The following is a 17,890-nucleotide window of genomic DNA, read 5'->3' on the forward strand; positions in this document are numbered from 1 at the left end:
CCTGCTTTTAACAGCAGGCTTTTTTTTCCGACGGCTGCGGCCAACTTGGTTGCTCTGTAGCTTGACCCACCGCTTTCGCGAGCAGGCTCGCTCCCACAGTTGACTGTGTTCGCTCAGGAGAAATGCAATTTCCTGTGGGAGCGAGCCTGCTCGCGAAGACGGCGGCACAGTCACCCGAGCAATTCACTGATCCACTGCATCTCTTGCTTCAGCGCAAGAATTTTGTCCTCCGGCAACGTCTGTTGCGCTCTCGTAAACTGCCCCAACGTCTTTTGCCGCTGCTTGAGCCTGCGTTGCCATTTGTGCAGAAATGCCGAGCCGCGCGCCTGCAGATGCAGCGGTCCGAAAAACAGTTCCCTGGCGTTGTAAGTAAGCGGTTCAATGGCTGGCTCGGCAACGATGATTTCATAGTCGAAACGGTTTTCGTGCAGCACTTCTTCGCAAACGATCCGGTAACTGTTATCCATCAACCACTGGCGCAGCGCTTGCTCGCCGCCGTTGGGCTGCAGGATCAATCGTTCGTGGCCGCTGAGATGGGCTTTACCACTGTCGAAAATATCGCGAATGGTTTCGCCACCCATGCCGCACAGGGTGATGGCGCTGATGGCGTCGTCAGGTTTGATTGCCGCCAGACCATCGGCCAGGCGCACGCTGATCTGGCCGAGCAGGTCGTTGTCATTGACAGTGCGTTGCGCCGCGTGGAACGGCGTCAACGCGACCTCGCCAGCGACCGCTGCTGTTATCAGGCCCCGGCGCAGCAAGGCCACCGGCAGGTAAGCATGATCGGAGCCGATATCGGCCAGTCTCGCGCCGAGCGGCACATGGGCGGCGACGCGCTCAAGACGCATGGACAATGTCTGTTGGTTCAACGCAAACCCCTGTTCACCCTGCGGTGGAAAAAAGGGGTGCGACTCTGGCGAGCAACGCTGGCGCTGTCAATTACGCGATGGAATTACTCGAACCATCGGCAGCATTGCGCTGCCGATGGGGGATTGCGCTTAGCCGGCGAGCGTTGCGTTGTCGATGACGAAGCGGTATTTCACGTCGCCCTTGAGCATGCGCTCGTAGGACTCGTTGATCTGATCGGCGCGGATCAACTCGATGTCGGAGACGATGCCGTGCTCGGCGCAGAAATCCAGCATTTCCTGGGTTTCAGGGATGCCGCCGATCATTGAGCCGGCAATGGTGCGCCGCTTGGTGATCAGGTTGAACACGTTTGGCGACGGATGCGGCGAGGCGGGCGCGCCGACCAGGGTCAACGCGCCGTCGCGCTTGAGCAGGACGAGGAAGGCGTCGAGATCGTGCGGCGCTGCGACGGTATTGAGGATGAAGTCGAAGCTCTTGGTGTGTGCCGCCATTTCCTCGGCATTGCGCGACACCACCACTTCGTCCGCGCCCAGTGCCTTGGCCGCTTCACGCTTGGATTCGGAAGTGGTGAATGCGACGACATGGGCGCCCATGGCGTGGGCCAGTTTGATGCCCATGTGGCCCAGGCCACCGATGCCGACCACGCCGACTTTCTTGCCGGGGCCAGCGTGCCACTGGCGCAGCGGCGAGTAGGTGGTAATGCCGGCGCAGAGCAGCGGCGCGACGGCGGCCAGTTGCGCCTCGGGATGACGGATGCGCAACACATAGCGCTCGTGCACGACGATGTTTTGCGAGTAACCGCCGAGGGTCCAGCCCGGTGCGTCCGGGGTCGGGAAGTTGTAGGTGCCGATCATGCCGTCACAGTAGTTTTCCAGACCGGACTCGCAGTCATCGCAGTGCTGGCAGCTGTCGACGATGCAGCCGACACCGACCAGATCGCCGACCTTGTAGTCCTTGACGTGATCGCCGACCGCCGAGACGCGGCCGACGATTTCGTGGCCCGGGACGCAAGGGAATTGCGTGCCGGCCCATTCCGCGCGCACCTGATGCAGGTCGGAATGGCAGATGCCGCAGAAGGCGATATCGATCTGTACGTCGTGCGCCGCCGGGGCGCGGCGGTTGATCTGCATGGGCTCAAGAGGTTTGTCGCCAGCGTGGGCGCCGTAGGCTTGTACGAGCATGTGAGCATCCTCCATGGGGTTGTCGGACGCCTATTGTTGCGCCTGGGTCGGAGCGCGAAGTAGTGCATTTCTGTGAAATGCTTGCCTGATTCTGCTGTTGATTGCGCAACCGACAGGCAGCCGTATGGCGACGGCTGCCTGTTCAGGCTCAACGCGGATTGGGCTGATCGTCCATTTCGGCGTTATCGGTTTCCTGACGTACGCGCTCCGGATCCAGCCCGGTACTGTCATCGTCCAGCGGGATTTCGCCTTCGTTGTCGGGCAGTTCGTCGATGCCGCGTTCCTTCATCGGATCGACCTCGGTACGCCCCGGACTCAGCGGGTCGGGCGTGGTTGGGAGCGGATCGTCACCTTGCTTGCCTTGATCGTTATTCATCTCACACCTCGTCATGGCCGTTTTCTACGGCTTGTGCAGATTGGAGGTGCGGGTGATTTTCGCCGTTCGATTTTTTTGTCTGCCTTCGGTCGCCTCGCAAAAAAGCGGAATTTCTCCGACGCGCGCGGCTCCATAAACCAACAGCCAGAGGCGAGGACGCAATGATGAGCAGCTCATTCAAAGTCGGCGATGCGGTGCGCTGGAATTCCGAGGCCGGCGAGATCGACGGCAAAGTGGTCAAGGTGCACACCCGCGACACCGAGTTCATGGGCCGCCACCGGCCAGCCTCGAAAGACGCGCCGCAATACGAGGTCAAGAGCGACAAGACCGGCCACTTGGCCATGCATCACGGCGACGCGCTGAAGCACGCTTAGAAACGTGCCAGTCGGTAGGCATCGACATTTGGCAACGCGAGAGCGGCGCCTGAGACCATCTGCCCGATCAATTCCGCCGTCACCGCCGCCTGCGTCAGGCCCAGATGCTGATGACCGAAGGCAAGCAAGACCTTGCCGGCGCAAACCTGATCAATCACTGGCAGCGAATCCGGCAGCGACGGGCGAAAGCCCATCCACGGTGTGGCGCCATCAGCGTTCAGGTCCTTGCGAAACAGGCCTTGGCTCAGGCGCTGCAACTGCCAGGCGCGCGCCATGTTCGCTGGCCGCTCCAATCCGGCGAATTCGACCGTGCCGGCCAGGCGCAGCCCATCGCGCATCGGCGTCATGATGAATTTGCGTTCCAGCGAGGTGACGGGGAAGGGCAGGCGATCATGCTCGTTGGGCAGCATCAGGTGATAGCCACGTTCGGTGTCCAACGGTACTTGCTTGCCAGTCAGCGCGGCGGTGAGTTTCGCCGAATGCGCACCGCAGGCCAGTAACAAGCGGCTGGCCGTTACGCCGCCATTGCCGGTCATCAACAAGACACCGTTTTCCTGCACGTAGCCGCCCTGAACCTGCTGTTTGAGAAAACTCACGCCGCTGCTGCGAGCCGACTCGACCAGCGCACGCACCACGCGATAAGGGTCAAGGAAATGCCCGGTTCGCGGGAAAAACAGTCCGCCCTGAATTTGCTCGCTGAGCTGCGGCGCCGTTTCGCGGATCGCCCCCGCTTGCCAATAGTCCACCGGCACCTGCTGCTGATGCAGTCGTGCCTGCAAGGCTTCGATGGCCTGACGGGATTCAGGTTTTTCGAAGACCAGTAACGAGCCGTCAACCTTGAGCAGATCGGTGCGCTGGATATCGCTGAGCAAGCGCTGCCACGCGTCGAGGCTGCTTTCGTTGAGCGCGCGCAAGCCAGCGACGGTTTTCTGAAAAGGCTCAGGCCGCAGATTCAGCAATAACCGGGTGAACCACGGCATGGCGCGCGGCAGATATTTCCAGTCCAGACGTAGCGGCCCCATCGGGTCCATCAGCATGGCTGGCAAGCGCTTGAGGATCGAAACATCAGCAATCGGAAACACCTGCTCGGTGGCCAGATGCCCGGCATTGCCGAATGAAGCGCCGTGCCCCGGTTCCTGCTGATCGATGACCACCACACGCAAACCCTGGCGGGCCAGGCGCAGTGCGCAAGCGACGCCGATGATCCCCGCGCCGACCACCGCGATGTCGTGCGAAGGGTTATTCGCCATGGTGTGTCGCTTCCCGTTGGCCATCGAGCAAGCGCCGAAGGTTTAGCGGATTGGTCTGTTGCAGCGCCGTCGGCAGCAGGCTGTCGGGGAAATCCTGATAGCACACCGGCCGCAGGAAACGCAGGATCGCCGCAGTGCCCACCGAGGTGCTGCGCGCATCCGAGGTTGCCGGGTAAGGCCCGCCATGCACCATCGCATCGCAGACTTCCACGCCGGTCGGCCAGCCATTGACCAGCAAGCGCCCGGCCTTGCGCTCCAGGGTAGGCAACAACGCGCGCGCCAGTGCAAGGTCGGCGTCGTCCATGTGCAAGGTCGCGGTCAGTTGACCTTCCAGATGTTCGCAGACCTGACGAATTTCCTCGTCACTGCTGCATTGCACGATCAGCGCTGTCGCGCCGAAGACCTCGGCTTGCAAGCTTTGATCGGCAAGAAAATCCGCTGCATCGGTGCTGAAGACATGCGTCTGACACTGATTCGGGGCGCCGCCGACTTGGCCAACCGCTACCGCGCGTGCACGGGGATTGCCTTGCAGAGCGGTCACGCCTGCTTGATAGGCGCCGAAGATGCCGGGCGTGAGCATGGTTTGCGCCGCGCTGCGCGGGATCAGTTCCGCTATCGCGCCGAGAAACCCGTCGAGCGCAGGGCCTTTGCGGGCAATCAGCAATCCCGGGTTGGTGCAGAACTGCCCGGCGCCCAGTGTCAGCGACGCGACAAACCCTTCGGCCAACGCCTGCGCCCGATTTTCCAGCGCGGCGGGAAACAGCAAAACCGGGTTGATCGAGCTCATTTCCGCATACACCGGAATCGGCTCCGGCCGCACTTGCGCGGCTTTCATCAAGGCCAGTCCACCAGCCCGTGAGCCGGTGAAACCAGCGGCTTTGATGCGCCAATCACTGACCAATGCGATGCCGACTTCGTACCCCGAATCGAACAATAAGGAAAACACGCCTTCGGGCAGAGCGCAGGCCCTGACCGCTTGCGCGACTGCGCGGCCGACCAGTTCGCTGGTGCCGGGATGCGCGCTGTGCGCCTTGACGATCACCGGGCAACCAGCCGCCAATGCCGCAGCGGTGTCGCCACCGGCCACGGAAAATGCCAGGGGAAAGTTGCTCGCACCAAACACCGCGACCGGCCCCAGGGCAATCTGCCGCTGGCGCAGGTCGGAGCGCGGCAGTGGCTGGCGTTGCGGTTGCGCACTGTCGACGCGCACATCCAGCCATTCACCCGCGCGCACCGTACGGGCGAACAGGCGCAATTGCGAGCAGGTGCGGCCACGCTCGCCTTGAAGGCGTGCAGGTGGCAGACCAGTTTCGGCGTGGGCGCGTTCGATCAGTTCATCGCCAAGGTTTTCGATGTGCTCGGCAATGCTTTCGAGAAATGCCGCACGGCTGCTCAGGCTGGTTTCGCAATACGCGTCTAGCGCCGCCCAGGCCAGGGCGCAGGCTTGTTCCACCTGTTCGGCTGATGCCCCGGCGTACTGCGGTTCAAGTGCCTGGTTGGTCGCCGGATCAATCGCGCGAAAGGCTGGACGATTACCGGTCACGGCTTGCTGGCCGATCAGCATGTTGCCCGTCAGAGTCATGGTGTCTTCCTGTGAAATGAGCGAGGCCTGCCGCGAATCGTGATGACTCGCAGCAGGTGGTGGTCAGGCGAAATTCTGTTCGGCAGACCAGTTTTCATACCAGTGACGGAACAGCGAATACTGCTTCTCGGCATAGCGCCGTTGCGAGTCGCTCAGCGCATCGGTTTCGTTGAAGTGCAGGGTGTATTCCTTGTCGCCGTTGAGCACCATCAAGTGCTTGTAATACAGCACCAGATCACAGCCTTCGTCGAACGATGACAGCACTGCCAATGCCGATTCCAGCTCCCGCGCCTGACGTCGGGCCTTGGCATCGCCTTGCGCGGCCTGCTTGCTCAGCGCGACCAGTTGCAGCACTTCGCGAGGAAGGGCGTTGCCGATACCGGTGATGGCGCCGGTAGCGTTGCAGTTGACGAAACCGTGCACCACTTGCGTGTCGACACCGACCATCAGGGTCACGTCATCGTCCTTGGAGGTGATGTTCTCAGCCGCGTAGCGCAGGTCTGCGCCCCCACCAAATTCCTTGAAGCCGATCAGGTTCGGGTATTCGCGACGCAGTTCGAAAAACAGATCGGCGCGGGTGGCGAAGCCGTAGTAAGGGCTGTTGTAAATCACCGCCGGCAAGTTCGGTGCGGCTTGCAGGATGGCAGCGAAGTGGGCCTTTTGCGCCGTCGCCGAAGCACCACGGGACAGCACGCGCGGAATGACCATCAAGCCTTGCGCGCCGACTTTCGCCGCATGCGCTGCGTGGGAAACCGCTTCACGGGTATTCACCGCACCAGTGCCGACGATGGTCGGCACCCCGGCGGCGACCAGGCGCGCCACACCTTCCTGACGCTCGGCTTCAGTCAGCAGCGGCCAGTCGCCCATCGAGCCGCAATAGACCACGGCGCTCATGCCGATATCAATCAGCTCGCGCCCCTTGCTCACCAGCGCATCGAAGTCCGGTTTGCGCTGGGCGGTGCACGGGGTCATCAGGGCCGGCATGCAACCGGTGAAGATGTTGTCGCTCATGGTTCAACTCCTTGGCATTTCGTTTGATTCGAAGTGAAAAATCGGCGTGGCGGCTCAGATGCCCCACGCGAACGGGTCGCTGTCGTCGATCAGCAAGGTGCTGTCGGCGGTCATGTAGGCGCGGCCGGTGATGAACGGGCGAATGCGTTCACCTTCCCATTCGAAGCGGCCTTCGAACTGGCTGCCGGTGATGCTCGCCTGGATCCACGGTGCGCCCGGTTGCAGCTTGTCGTCGGCTGCCAGGCAGGCAAGTTTGGCGCTGGTGCCGGTGCCGCACGGTGAGCGGTCATAGGCTTTGCCGGGGCACATGACGAAGTTGCGGCTGTCGGCCTGATCGTCATCGGCGAACAATTCGATGTGGTCGATGACCGCACTGTCTTCGCCGAAGATGCCCTGATCTTCCAGCGCCTTGAGCATCGCCCAGGTGTACGCCGTCAGGTGTTCGACGTTGTCCATGGTCAGGGTCTGGCCATGCTCGGAAACCAGAAAAAACCAGTTGCCGCCGTAGGCGATATCACCGACTACGCGACCAAAACCGGGCACGTCCACTGGTACCTGTTTGCGATAACGGTAAGCGGGCACGTTGCCCAGAGTGACCGAGCCATCGTCGTGCAGCGTCGCGCTGACTTGCCCCACCGGTGTGTCGATCTTGTGCACGCCCGGCTGGATTTTCCCCAGATGCTGCAACGAATTGATCAGGCCAATGGTGCCGTGGCCGCACATGCCCAGGTAGCCGGCGTTGTTAAAGAAGATCACTCCGCAGGTGGCATCAGGCGAGACCGGCGGGCAATACAGCGCGCCGACCAGCACATCGTTGCCGCGTGGCTCGAGCAGACAGGCGCGCCGCCACTGGTCATGCTGGTTGCGCAAGGCATCGCGTTTCTCGACCATGCTGTTGCCGGACAGCTCGGGAAAGCCGCTCATCACCAGCCGTGTCGGTTCGCCGCCGGTGTGGGAATCAATGACGTGTACTCGTTTCATGAAGAGATCCCGTTGGATGATTTCAGTAGGCGCCGGCAGGGCGGGCGTTGACGGTGGACGAGGGCGCAGGGCTTTCGCTTTCTTCGTCCTCGTCGTCCAGGCGCAGCAGATGGGCAGGCACGCCGGTTGCTGCACCCCAGTAGTAAATGCCGGTGGCGCAAGCGGCGACGACGATCGTGTCGAACGGATGGGCGAGGATGCCCAGGCCACCGAAGGTGCCGAGTTTCGACAGCACGATGGTCACCGCGTAGAAGGCGATCAGCCACGCCGATGAACGTACCTGACGCGCCAGACTCAGATGGGCGGTGGGCACAAAGCGGCCACAGAACAGGTAGATGACAAACATCAGGATCTGCAGGCCGAGCAGCCACGACACGGTGTTCCAGCCCGACCAGTAAACGATCAGCGCGGCGATGATGAACGACACCGGCCCGAGCAGGCCCATGCTCCTGACCCGGAACGGGCGCGGCATGTCCGGCGCATTGCGCCGCAACGCCGCAACCGACACCGGCGCCACCGCATAGCTCAACACCAGCGCGGCGGAGACCACGTTGATCAGCGCTTCCCACGATGGAAACGGCAAGGTCCAGAACACCGACAGGGCGAAAGTCAGCCACAGCGCCGGACGCGGGATGCCGGACTTTTCATCGATGTGGGTGAAGACCTTGAAGAAGGTGCCGGTCTGCGCCCAGCCGTAGATCACTCGCGGCGTGGCGTTCATGTAGATGTTGCCGCAGCCGCTCGGCGAAATGACCGCATCGGCAACCACCAGATACGCCAGCCAGCCGACACCGAGCGCCAGGGCGATGTCGCGATAGGGCAGGGCGAATTCCTTGCTGATACCGGCCCAGCCGTTGGCGAGCATTTCCGTCGGGATGCTGCCGAGAAAAGCCATTTGCAGCAGCACGTAAATCAAGGTCGACAGCAGTACCGAAAGAATCAGCGCGATGGGAATGGTGCGCTGTGGATTCTTCACTTCGCTGGCGACGGAAATGATCGGCGTCAGGCCCAGATAGGCAAAGATGATCCCGCCGGCGGAGACCGCCATCTCCACGCCGGACAGGCCGAATGGAGCGAATCCCTGAACCTGGAAGTTCTCCGGTCTGAAGAAGGTGAACAGCACCGCGATGACCAGCAGCGGCACGATGAATTTGAACACGCTGACCAGATTGTTGGCCTTGGCGAAGGTCTTCACGCTGCGGTAGTTGAGCAGGAAAAACACGCAGAGCAGGCCGAACTGGACCAGCCAGCCGAGGATCGTCGGATCGCCACTGCCAGCCTTGGTCAGGCCGGGAAACCACGCCGCCGCGTATTGGCGCGAGGCGACCACTTCGATCGCCACCAGACTGGAAAACGCAATCAGCGTAATGAAGCCCATCAGGTAGCCGAGCAGCGGGCCGTGGGAATAAACCGGGTAGCGCACCACGCCGCCGGCACGGGGCAATGCCGCGCCCAGTTCGCAGTAGACGATGCCCAGCAGCAACACGGCGAAACCGCCCAGCAACCAGGAGAAAATCCCCGCCGGACCGGCAATCGCCGAGACATGGCTGGCGGCGAACAACCAGCCGGAGCCGAAGATCGCGCCGAGTCCGATAAAGGTGAGGTCGATCAATGAAAGCTGTTTTTTGAACTTGCCTTGGCCTGACATGGCATCGCCTTCTTGTGAGTTATTGGATAGGCAGTTGTGTCACGGGGACGAGCAGACTTTGCACCGCCCGGCAGTGGCGGCGATTGATGTTTTATGCCGGGATCGATGACGAATTCAGCACAATGGCGCCGGTGAATGCGCGGCCTCGACAGGGCCGCGACGTTGCTGCAATCTGCTGGCGAGTGATATTTGCGGTGGTTCAGCTCGAGGGGAAGTGTTTGATGCAGTCAGCGTTTTCGATCCTGTGCCAGGGCACTGACGGCTTGCGTGCGCAGACCCTCGAAGAGATGGTCGCCGGTGCCGCGCAGCTGTTGCCGATACTCGATGTGATCCCCAATGCGGCGATCTTCATCAAGGATCTGCAAGCGCGCTATGTGCTGGCCAACCGTACGCTGGTGCAGCGCTGTGGCTTGAAGCACCTGCGCCCGTTGCTCGGCAAAACCAGTGCGCAGGTGTTCCCGGCGCAGTTGGGCCCGGGTTATACCGAGCAGGATCGCAAGGTGCTGGAGGAAGGATTTGTGCTGGAGGATCAGCTCGAACTGCACCTGTATGGCAGTCGCGAGCCGGGCTGGTGCCTGACCCACAAGCGGCCGATCTACAACCGTGACGGGACGATCATCGGCCTGGTGGGGATTTCGGTGGATCTGCAATCAGCCAGCGAAACCCACCCGGCGTTCGAGCGTCTGGCGGCGGTCGATGAATACATTCGCGGCAATTTCAACCGGCGGGTGACGCTGGGTGAACTGACGCGGATCGCCGGGATATCCGTGGCGCAACTGGAGCGCTATTGCAAACGCGTTTTCCACCTGACACCACGGCAGATGATTCAGAAAGTCCGCCTGGAACACGCGCATCGATTGCTGCACAGCGACTTGCCGATTACCGAGGTTGCGCTGCAATGCGGCTACACCGATCACAGCGCTTTCACCCGTCAGTTCAAGGCCTCGACCGGGTTTACACCACGCGAATACCGGCAAGCCACCGGGCATTAGACCAACACGGCCAGCCAGGCCGAGAGCAGCAGAAGAAGGGCCAGTGCCGCGTTCATTCGCTTGAACGCTTGCGGTGTGCTGAGCAACCGCGCGCTGCCAACGCCGAGCAGCGCCCAGAGCGTCATGCACGGCAGTGACACCAGCAGAAATGCCAGCGACAACACCAGCAGGCGTAGCGTCTTGTCGCCGCCGCCAACGAATACGCTGACCACCGCCACAGCCATCATCCACACCTTCGGGTTGACCAGTTGCAGTAGCGCCGCGCCGAAGACGCTCAAGCCTTGTTCCTGCGCGGCATTCGGGTCCAGCGATGGCGGCGGGCTGCGAAAGATCTGCCACGCCAGCCAACTCAGCCAGAGCACACCGCCCCACGCCATCGCTTGTTGCACGCGCGGAAAGCGCAACAGGGTTTCGCCAGCACCGAGCCCGACCACCAGCACAATCAGCGCCGCCGCCGCACAGGCGCCAAAAATGATCGGCAATGTGGCAATCAATCCGCGCCGGGAACTGTGGCTCAGCACCAGAATATTGGTCGGCCCCGGGGTGATCGAGGCAACGAAAGCAAACAGCAGAAAGGGCAGTAAAGACGCCATGGTGCAAATTCCTGAATGTCGAAACAGGACACCATGATCGTCAGCGCGAAGGCCTCAGTCTGGAAGATTTGAGCAGCGTCTGCGGTAGTCCGCCGGGGTCAGTTGGTAGGCGCGGCGGAACCAGCGACCGAGATGACTCTGATCGGCAAAACCGAGCACGCTGGCCACCTGCGCTGGCGTCTCGCCGCGCGCGAGCAATTGCCGCGCCTTGGCCAGGCGCAACTGGATCAGGTAAGCGTGCGGTGCCAGACCGAACGCCGCCTTGAACGCGCGTGTCAGGCGAAAGCGATCAACGCCACAGGCTTGCGCTAGGTCGTCGAGGCCGATGTCTTCATAGGTGTGGGCATGCAGATAGTCCCGCGCAACCTGGGCAACCAGTGGCAGGCGCGGATCGAAGTGCTGACGCTTGCGCCAGTCGAGGTGGCGGGTGAGGGACGCCAGCAGGCCATCCAGCGCAGTCTGCCGGACGATGCGCAGATCGCCGTCATGTAACGCGTGGAAGGCTTGCACGATCGCAGTCGACAGGCGCGGATCGTGGCTCAGGGTGTCGGCAAAGCCTGGCTGACTGTCGGCGGGCGCCTCTTCGAACAGCGCGTGCAGTTCGCGCTCCAGCCAGTGCGGATCCAGATACAGCATCGAATAGGTAAAGCCGTCCTCGGTCGGCGCATGGCCATCGTGGATTTCTCCCGGCTCGAGCAGAAACACATGCCCCGGCGTACTGCGATGACGCACCCGGCGACAGTTGAATTGCTGGACGCCTTGCTCGGTAACGCCGACGAGAAAGCTGTCATGCCAGTGCGGATCGTAGGCATGCCCACGGAAATGCGCACGAATCGACTCGATCCCGGTATCGACATCCTGGGAGAGAGAGATCCAGTTGCGTTTGTCCATGGGACGATTCCATAGGGCGGTTGAGCAGGGGCGTTTCTAAAATACCGCGTGGGGGAGAAGAGTGTTTAGAAGATTTGTGCAGGGGCGCAGGGGGATCGAGTCAGGCAATGTGCCTTGGATGGGAGGGGGACCAGAAAACACAGACGAAAAAAAACCGCCTTCGCGGGGCGGTTTTTCAATCCTCGGTTTGGAGCCGAGGCCATGTGCTTCACTAGCCACACCAACATGTCCGCGCATGGTATTGATTTTCTCCCGTCAGTGCAACGTAGGTTTAGCGTGATGTGGGAGGTTTTTTCCGGAGCTTCCAGCGCATGCAACTGAAATCGGATCTGTCAATAAACATTGTCAGAAATACGATTTTACAAAGGTTCAGGCGTAGCCGCAGGATAACCTTGGTTACTCGGGTTTTCTCTTCTGATTTCTGCGTTAAGATGCCTGCGCTCATCTTGTTGGTAGAGCAGTGAGGTTTGGCTGGGGGCGCAAAAGGTTTCACGCCCTCTGACGCGGATTCGCACCTGCGCCGGAATGTTGTCTCGGAGGGATTTCAACCGGCCGCCTCACTAGCCACACCAGCATGTAGGCTGAAGGCACGCATGGTCCGGTAAGTTTGCTGGAGGTTTGGCCGCCAGCCCTGGAGGCCAAAACGTATGAAGCTTTTGCTGCGTACGCTGAGCCTTGTATGGAGATTGTTGAAAGCTTTGCGCTTTTACGAGTTCCTGCGAGATCACTTTGACGACTTGAAATAAGGGTCGTCTGAGTGGGAAAGACCCGTTTCGGTTTCGATCGATTCGGGTCTTTTTTTGCTTGCGTAAAGCTGTCAGAAATACGATTTGTCAGTTTTGTGCTTTAGACTTTGTAGGGCGTTTCGTCTGGACGCGTAAGCACCAGCTTAACGGTTAGGTAAGCAGCTGCTTTTACTCAACTCATCATTGATTGCGTCAATAACAACCATTAAGTCAATGAAGTTCTCATATCCACGGTGCAGCGTAAGATCGGCTCCATACCCAACCACTGCACCTCGGAGCACATCATCATGAAACGCCAGACTATCCTCGGTATCGCTTTCTCGGTTTTTGCACTGAATGCCTTCGCCGCCACCGAAACCGACCCACTGTTCAGCGACGCGATCGCCTCCACTCAAACGGACCGCTTGTTCAGCGACGCAGTAGCCGCCACCGAAACCGACCCGCTATTCAGCGACGCAGTTGCCGCCACCGAAACCGATCCACTGTTCAGCGATGCAGTAGCCTCTGACGGTTCCGATCATCTGCAAGGCAATCGGGTCGCCGAAGGTGGCGCTGACCGTCTGCTCGAACGTCGCACCGCTTGAGCGCAACCATGAGCATCGATAGCGAATGCCGCCTCAACCACAGGCGGCATTCGTTCTGTTCATGCATCAGAACTCTGCTCTAAACCGCACTCGGCAACACAGCCTTGTCCCGATCGCGGCCCTTGAACGTCGCCCAGAAACACAGCAGCACCGCCACGGAAAAACCGGCTGGAAATAGCCAGATACTTCTCCAGTCATGGCCCGCACTCGAAGTGAAGTGGTCAGTAATCCGTCCCGCAATCCAGAAGCCAATCAACATGCCCAACCCGTACGTGGCCAAGGTGATCAGACCTTGCGCCGAACTGCGGAAGCGTTCCGGTGCTTTTGCATCGGTGTAGATCTGCCCGGACACGAAGAAGAAGTCATAGCACACGCCGTGCAGGGCAATGCCGATCAGCAGCATGAATGCCTGATCGTCGTTATTGCCGAAGGCAAACAGCACGTAACGCAACGCCCAGGCAGCCATGCCGACCAGCAGGGCGATCTTGATGCCGAAACGATGGATGAACAGCGGCAACAGCAACATGAACAGCACTTCCGAGACCTGACCGATGGCCATCTTCGCTGTCGGGTTGGTCACGCCGATCTCCGCGAGAAACGGGTTGGCATTCTGGTAATAGAAGGCCAGCGGAATGCAGATCAGGATCGAGGCGAGGAAGAACACCAGATAGCTGCGATCCTTGAGCAAACCCCACGCATCGACGCCGAGCATCTGCTTGAGGCTTGATGAGCCCGCTGCGCTTTTCAGCGGCGCAGTGTTCGGTAGACTGAAGCTGTAAAGCCCCAACAGCAGTGATGCGACGGCGGACATCAGGAACGTATTGCGCAAGCTTCCCGCCGCGATGCTTTGTTGCGAGTCCCAGGCGAACACGAAGCTGATCACCACGCCGGCGACAATCCAGCCCACTGTGCCCCATACGCGAATGCGCGAGAACTCCAGCGCCGGGTCTTTGATCTGGCGGAACGCAACGGCGTTGACCAGCGCCAATGTCGGCATGTAGACCATCATGTAGGCGAGCACATAGGGATAAAACGCGCTGAAGTCTGCCGCGCGATAGAGCTGATAGAGCAGCACCGCGCCCAGCAGATGGAGCGCCGCCAGAATGCGTTCGGCATTGAAACACCGGTCGGCAATCAAGCCAATGACAAACGGCGCCAGAATCGCACCCCAGGATTGCGTGGCGAAGGCCATGCCGACCTGGCCGCCGCTGGCAGCGAGCGTTGTCGCCAGAAAAGTGCCGAGGGTGACGAACCATCCGCCCCAGATAAAGAACTGCAAAAACATCATCACGCTAAGTCGCGCATTCATTACGTTCATTTCAGATCACCGTATTGTTTTTATGTCGGTAACGCGGATGAATCAGTCGTCAGTCAGGCCGAGCAAGCGCCGGTTGGAAGCGGCATCGGCGCTGACCCCGGCGAAGTCGTCGAAGGCTTTGGCGGTCTTGCGGATCATGTGTCGCTCGATGAACGCCGCGCCTTCCGCCGCGCCCTGTGCAGAGTCTTTCAGGCAGCATTCCCACTCGAGCACGGCCCAGCCGTTGAAGTCGTATTGGCACAATTTGCTGAAGATCGATTTGAAATCGATCTGGCCGTCGCCCAGCGAGCGGAAGCGCCCGGGACGCTCGACCCAGCCCTGATAGCCGCCGTAGACGCCGGAGCGCGCATCGGGGCGGAACTCGGCATCCTTGACGTGGAACATGCGGATGCGTTGGTGGTAACGGTCGATGAAGCCGAGGTAATCCATTTGCTGCAGCAGCAGGTGGCTCGGGTCATAGAGAATTGCGGCGCGGGGGTGATGATTCACCGCCTCAAGAAACTGCTCGAACGACGCGCCGTCATGCAAGTCTTCGCCGGGATGGATTTCGTAGCACAGATCAACGCCAGCCTCTTCGAAGCAGTCGAGAATCGGCAGCCAGCGCTTGCCCAGTTCGGCGAAACCTTGCTCGACCAAACCGGCCGGACGTTGCGGCCATGGATAGACGTATGGCCAGAGCAGGGCGCCGGAGAAGGTCGCATGGGCCTTGAGTCCGAGACGCTGGCTGGCACGGGCCGCCAGTTTCAACTGCTCGATGGCCCACTCGGTGCGCTCCTGCGGCTTGCCGCGCAGCGCTGGCGGGGCGAAGTCGTCGAACAGACTGTCGAACGCCGGATGCACAGCGACCAATTGCCCTTGCAGGTGCGTCGACAGCTCACTGATCACCACACCGGCGCGGGCGCAGACGGCGATGAGTTCGTCGCAGTAATCCTGACTTTCAGCGGCGCGCTGCAAATCGATGAACCGCGTGCCGAGGGTCGGTACCTGAATGGCTTTATAGCCTTGCGAGGCTGCCCACTCGGCGATGTTGGCGAGGGAGTCGAAAGGCGCTTCGTCGGCGATGAATTGCGCGAGGAAAATCCCCGGACCTTTCAGGCCAGTCAAATTTTGCTGATCACTGTTCATTGTGCTGGGCTCCTGTCAGTGGGCCGGGTATCTCGCTCCACTTTTCATTGCCAAGGTGATTGGCGATGGCGGTTTCAATGAAGGCCATGCCGCGCAGGCCGGTCTCGATGCCCGGTATGCCCGGGGCCTGATGGCCTTCGACGCCTTGAACAATCGCCTCGGCGAGATCGCCGTACAGGTTGGCCATCGCTTCCAGATAACCCTCGGGATGCCCGGCGGGCAGGCGCATGCGCTGACTGGCAGCGTCACACAACCACGGCTGACCGACTCCGGATCGCAGAATACGCATCGGTTCATTCAACGGTCGATGAATCAGACTGGCCGGCTCTTCCTGACGCCATTCCAGCCCACCCTTGTCACCGTAGACGCGGATCTTCAGCGGGTTTTCCTCACCGGCGCAGACTTGGCTGGCGAGCAATACACCACTGGCGCCGTCGCTCATTTTGAACAGCATCGCCACATCGTCATCCAGTTGCCGACCCTCGACATGCGAACCGAGCATTGCGCTGATGAACTGGATCGACTGGCCGGCAACGAACTCGGCGAGGGAAAACGCATGGGTGCCGATGTCGCCAATGCAGCCGCCGATCCCGGATTGCGCCGGATCGTCGCGCCAGCCGGCCTGCTTGTTGCCTTGCCCGGCGACATCGGTGCTGAGCCAGCCTTGCGGGTACTCGACGATGACTTTGCGCACGTGCCCGAGCACGCCGCTGGCGACCATTTCGCGGGCCTGCCAGACCATCGCGTAACCGAGGTAGGTGTGCGCCAGCCCGTAAATTCGCTGGCTGTTGATCACCACCGAATGCAGCGCCTGCACCTCGGCGAGATTCAGCGCCGCGGGTTTCTCGCTGAACACGTGAAAACCGGCGCTCAATGCCTCACGGGCAATCGGTGCGTGCAGATGATTGGGGGTGACGATGACCAGCAGTTGCATGCGTTGCTCGGCGGGCAGGGCGGCCTCGCGGGTAAGCAGGGTTTGCCAATCGTCGTAACAACGTTCGGCGGACACTCCCAGGGTCGCAGCGGTGCGCTGATTATTCTCCGAGTCGCGGCTGAACGCGCCACAGACCAGTTCGAAGCGTCCGTCGAGGCCGGCGGCTTGCCGGTGGGCACGGGCAATGAATGAACCTTCACCGCCTCCGACAAAACCCATTCTTATTTTTGCGGCAGCGTACATGGCAGTCGTCTCGGTAGCTGGATGCAATGTTGATGAGTGATGTAACCGGTTACATCGTGGGCGAAATCTAGGCGTGAAATAGCCGGGTGTCAAATGCCAGCGGATGATCGACAGCGTTTCGATCGCTCGTCGCCTGCGGTAAGCTCCGCGCCTGATCGGCATGAAACAACGAGGTGGTTTTGTCCAATATTCGCGAAGTGGCTCGGCTGGCCGGGGTTTCCGTGGCGACGGTTTCGAGGACTTTGAAATCGCCCGAGCGTGTGCTCGCGCCAACCCGTGAGCGCGTCATGGCCGCCGTGGAGCAGGCCGGCTATCGGCCGAACCTGATGGCCGTGCAGTTTCGCTCGCGGCGCACCGGCAATCTGGTGATTCTGGTGCCGACCATCGCCAATACCTTCTTTGCCCGGGTCATCAGCGGCGCGCAGCAAGCGGCGCAGGCGGCTGGCTATCGCTTGCTGCTCTGCGACACTCAGGGCCGGGAAGAACTGGAGCGACAATTCGCCGAGCTGGTGTACGCCTATCAGGCCGACGGGGTGATTCAGTTGCGCGCCTACGATCCTTTCGAAAACGCTCCGGCCGACGCCGATGTGCCGCCGATCGTGAACGCCTGCGAAGTGCTCAAGGCCGGACGTTATCCAACCATCAGCCTGGACAACGTTGCCGCCGCCAAAGCCATGACCGAACATCTGATCGCATTGGGGCACCGACGCATCGGCCTGATCAAGGGCTCGAAAAACAGCCCGCTGACTCTGGATCGACTGGCGGGTTACGAAGCGGCACTGCGCGAAGCCGGGATTGCCATCGATGAAGCACTGATCTGCCATGGCAATTTCAGCCTCGAGGCCGGTTTTGCCGGCGCGCAAAAGATGCTCGCATTGGCCGAACGACCGAGTGCGCTGTTCTGTGAAAACGATGAAATGGCCATTGGTGCATTCAAGCGCATCCGGCAGGCTGGGCTGCGTGTGCCCGAAGATATTTCAGTGGTGGGTTTCGATGACATTCCCATGGCTGCGTTCTGCGATCCGCCGCTGACCACCATCTCGCAACCAGCCGAGGCCTTCGGGGCCAAGGCGGTCGAGATGCTGATTGCCCTGATCGAAAAGCGGCCGCTGGCAGAAAGGCATGTCGTCCTGCCGTTCGAGCTGACGCCACGCAGCAGCACGGCCCGCATCGACAACACGGGCAAGCGCTAAC

17 protein-coding genes are annotated in these 17,890 nt (G+C 60.9%); 4 read left to right on the forward strand and 13 right to left on the reverse strand.

Annotation, left to right across the window (positions count from 1 at the left end; translation table 11 throughout):
- Positions 1–170 precede the first annotated feature (170 nt).
- The 3 genes from ASG55_RS06685 to ASG55_RS06695 all read right to left on the reverse strand — a co-directional run bounded on the left by ASG55_RS06685 (position 171) and on the right by ASG55_RS06695 (position 2,424).
- Positions 171–869, reverse strand: a complete 699-nt coding sequence (locus tag ASG55_RS06685) for a tRNA (adenine(22)-N(1))-methyltransferase (RefSeq protein WP_305382682.1) — start codon at positions 867–869, stop codon at positions 171–173.
- A 129-nt stretch (positions 870–998) separates the two neighbouring features.
- A complete protein-coding gene (locus tag ASG55_RS06690; protein ID WP_056784726.1) occupies positions 999–2,048 on the reverse strand; it encodes an NAD(P)-dependent alcohol dehydrogenase in 1,050 nt (349 codons plus the stop codon).
- 148 nt (positions 2,049–2,196) lie between these two features.
- A complete protein-coding gene (locus tag ASG55_RS06695) occupies positions 2,197–2,424 on the reverse strand; it encodes a hypothetical protein (protein ID WP_056784730.1) in 228 nt (75 codons plus the stop codon).
- Between the two features lie 164 nt (positions 2,425–2,588).
- Here ASG55_RS06695 and ASG55_RS06700 point away from each other — a divergent pair, with 164 nt between their 5' ends.
- Complete coding sequence (locus ASG55_RS06700; RefSeq protein ID WP_041480600.1) at positions 2,589–2,798, forward strand: DUF2945 domain-containing protein; 210 nt, start codon at positions 2,589–2,591, stop codon at positions 2,796–2,798.
- Here the strand turns inward: ASG55_RS06700 and ASG55_RS06705 are convergent.
- The 5 genes from ASG55_RS06705 to ASG55_RS06725 form a co-directional block, all read right to left on the reverse strand.
- The gene (locus ASG55_RS06705; protein ID WP_056784735.1) at positions 2,795–4,048 is read right to left on the reverse strand and encodes an NAD(P)/FAD-dependent oxidoreductase; all 1,254 of its coding nucleotides are present in this window, start codon (positions 4,046–4,048) and stop codon (positions 2,795–2,797) included. The genes ASG55_RS06700 and ASG55_RS06705 overlap by 4 nt on opposite strands.
- The gene (locus tag ASG55_RS06710) at positions 4,038–5,630 is read right to left on the reverse strand and encodes an aldehyde dehydrogenase (NADP(+)) (RefSeq protein WP_056784738.1); all 1,593 of its coding nucleotides are present in this window, start codon (positions 5,628–5,630) and stop codon (positions 4,038–4,040) included. The genes ASG55_RS06705 and ASG55_RS06710 overlap by 11 nt, the downstream gene beginning before the upstream one ends.
- A gap of 63 nt (positions 5,631–5,693) precedes the next feature.
- Positions 5,694–6,641 (reverse strand): dihydrodipicolinate synthase family protein, encoded by a 948-nt coding sequence (locus tag ASG55_RS06715; RefSeq protein ID WP_056784739.1) that lies wholly within the window; start codon positions 6,639–6,641, stop codon positions 5,694–5,696.
- 54 nt (positions 6,642–6,695) lie between these two features.
- Positions 6,696–7,622 carry a 4-hydroxyproline epimerase gene (locus ASG55_RS06720; RefSeq protein ID WP_056784741.1) on the reverse strand — a complete coding sequence of 309 codons (927 nt, stop codon included), beginning with the start codon at positions 7,620–7,622 and terminating at the stop codon, positions 6,696–6,698.
- A 22-nt stretch (positions 7,623–7,644) separates the two neighbouring features.
- Positions 7,645–9,270, reverse strand: a complete 1,626-nt coding sequence (locus ASG55_RS06725; protein ID WP_056784744.1) for an APC family permease — start codon at positions 9,268–9,270, stop codon at positions 7,645–7,647.
- Positions 9,271–9,491: 221 nt separating this feature from the next.
- Between ASG55_RS06725 and ASG55_RS06730 the strand changes: the two genes are divergently transcribed.
- The gene (locus ASG55_RS06730) at positions 9,492–10,262 is read left to right on the forward strand and encodes an AraC family transcriptional regulator (protein ID WP_056786795.1); all 771 of its coding nucleotides are present in this window, start codon (positions 9,492–9,494) and stop codon (positions 10,260–10,262) included.
- On the opposite strand, the gene ASG55_RS06735 is transcribed toward ASG55_RS06730, so the two are convergent.
- The gene (locus ASG55_RS06735) at positions 10,259–10,855 is read right to left on the reverse strand and encodes a LysE family translocator (protein ID WP_056784746.1); all 597 of its coding nucleotides are present in this window, start codon (positions 10,853–10,855) and stop codon (positions 10,259–10,261) included. The genes ASG55_RS06730 and ASG55_RS06735 overlap by 4 nt on opposite strands.
- Before the next feature lie 54 nt (positions 10,856–10,909).
- Positions 10,910–11,746, reverse strand: a complete 837-nt coding sequence (locus ASG55_RS06740; RefSeq protein WP_056784749.1) for an AraC family transcriptional regulator — start codon at positions 11,744–11,746, stop codon at positions 10,910–10,912.
- Positions 11,747–12,779: 1,033 nt separating this feature from the next.
- Between ASG55_RS06740 and ASG55_RS06745 the strand changes: the two genes are divergently transcribed.
- Positions 12,780–13,076, forward strand: coding sequence for a hypothetical protein (locus ASG55_RS06745; RefSeq protein WP_056784752.1), 297 nt, complete (start codon positions 12,780–12,782; stop codon positions 13,074–13,076).
- A 79-nt stretch (positions 13,077–13,155) separates the two neighbouring features.
- Here ASG55_RS06745 and ASG55_RS06750 read toward each other — a convergent pair whose 3' ends face one another.
- From ASG55_RS06750 to ASG55_RS06760, 3 genes are read right to left on the reverse strand one after another with little or no spacing between them, the layout of a single operon-like run.
- Positions 13,156–14,394 carry a nucleoside permease gene (locus ASG55_RS06750; RefSeq protein ID WP_056784755.1) on the reverse strand — a complete coding sequence of 413 codons (1,239 nt, stop codon included), beginning with the start codon at positions 14,392–14,394 and terminating at the stop codon, positions 13,156–13,158.
- 42 nt (positions 14,395–14,436) lie between these two features.
- The gene (locus ASG55_RS06755) at positions 14,437–15,519 is read right to left on the reverse strand and encodes a sugar phosphate isomerase/epimerase family protein (RefSeq protein WP_056784758.1); all 1,083 of its coding nucleotides are present in this window, start codon (positions 15,517–15,519) and stop codon (positions 14,437–14,439) included.
- A complete protein-coding gene (locus ASG55_RS06760) occupies positions 15,509–16,672 on the reverse strand; it encodes a Gfo/Idh/MocA family protein (protein ID WP_082530261.1) in 1,164 nt (387 codons plus the stop codon). The genes ASG55_RS06755 and ASG55_RS06760 overlap by 11 nt, the downstream gene beginning before the upstream one ends.
- 203 nt (positions 16,673–16,875) lie before the next feature.
- Between ASG55_RS06760 and ASG55_RS06765 the strand changes: the two genes are divergently transcribed.
- Positions 16,876–17,889 (forward strand): LacI family DNA-binding transcriptional regulator, encoded by a 1,014-nt coding sequence (locus tag ASG55_RS06765; protein ID WP_056786798.1) that lies wholly within the window; start codon positions 16,876–16,878, stop codon positions 17,887–17,889.
- Position 17,890 lies beyond the last annotated feature (1 nt).

Origin of the sequence: Pseudomonas sp. Leaf434 (assembly GCF_001425545.1) — a bacterium.
GTDB lineage: Bacteria > Pseudomonadota > Gammaproteobacteria > Pseudomonadales > Pseudomonadaceae > Aquipseudomonas > Aquipseudomonas siliginis.

Coding starts and splice junctions, on each gene's coding strand:
- ASG55_RS06690 (WP_056784726.1), bottom strand. CDS start 2,048: ATGCTCGTACAAGCCTACGGCGCCCACGCTGGCGACAAACCTCTTGAG.
- ASG55_RS06695 (WP_056784730.1), bottom strand. CDS start 2,424: ATGAATAACGATCAAGGCAAGCAAGGTGACGATCCGCTCCCAACCACG.
- ASG55_RS06700 (WP_041480600.1), top strand. CDS start 2,589: ATGAGCAGCTCATTCAAAGTCGGCGATGCGGTGCGCTGGAATTCCGAG.
- ASG55_RS06705 (WP_056784735.1), bottom strand. CDS start 4,048: ATGGCGAATAACCCTTCGCACGACATCGCGGTGGTCGGCGCGGGGATC.
- ASG55_RS06710 (WP_056784738.1), bottom strand. CDS start 5,630: ATGACTCTGACGGGCAACATGCTGATCGGCCAGCAAGCCGTGACCGGT.
- ASG55_RS06715 (WP_056784739.1), bottom strand. CDS start 6,641: ATGAGCGACAACATCTTCACCGGTTGCATGCCGGCCCTGATGACCCCG.
- ASG55_RS06720 (WP_056784741.1), bottom strand. CDS start 7,622: ATGAAACGAGTACACGTCATTGATTCCCACACCGGCGGCGAACCGACA.
- ASG55_RS06725 (WP_056784744.1), bottom strand. CDS start 9,270: ATGTCAGGCCAAGGCAAGTTCAAAAAACAGCTTTCATTGATCGACCTC.
- ASG55_RS06730 (WP_056786795.1), top strand. CDS start 9,492: ATGCAGTCAGCGTTTTCGATCCTGTGCCAGGGCACTGACGGCTTGCGT.
- ASG55_RS06735 (WP_056784746.1), bottom strand. CDS start 10,855: ATGGCGTCTTTACTGCCCTTTCTGCTGTTTGCTTTCGTTGCCTCGATC.
- ASG55_RS06740 (WP_056784749.1), bottom strand. CDS start 11,746: ATGGACAAACGCAACTGGATCTCTCTCTCCCAGGATGTCGATACCGGG.
- ASG55_RS06745 (WP_056784752.1), top strand. CDS start 12,780: ATGAAACGCCAGACTATCCTCGGTATCGCTTTCTCGGTTTTTGCACTG.
- ASG55_RS06750 (WP_056784755.1), bottom strand. CDS start 14,394: ATGAACGTAATGAATGCGCGACTTAGCGTGATGATGTTTTTGCAGTTC.
- ASG55_RS06755 (WP_056784758.1), bottom strand. CDS start 15,519: ATGAACAGTGATCAGCAAAATTTGACTGGCCTGAAAGGTCCGGGGATT.
- ASG55_RS06760 (WP_082530261.1), bottom strand. CDS start 16,672: ATGGGTTTTGTCGGAGGCGGTGAAGGTTCATTCATTGCCCGTGCCCAC.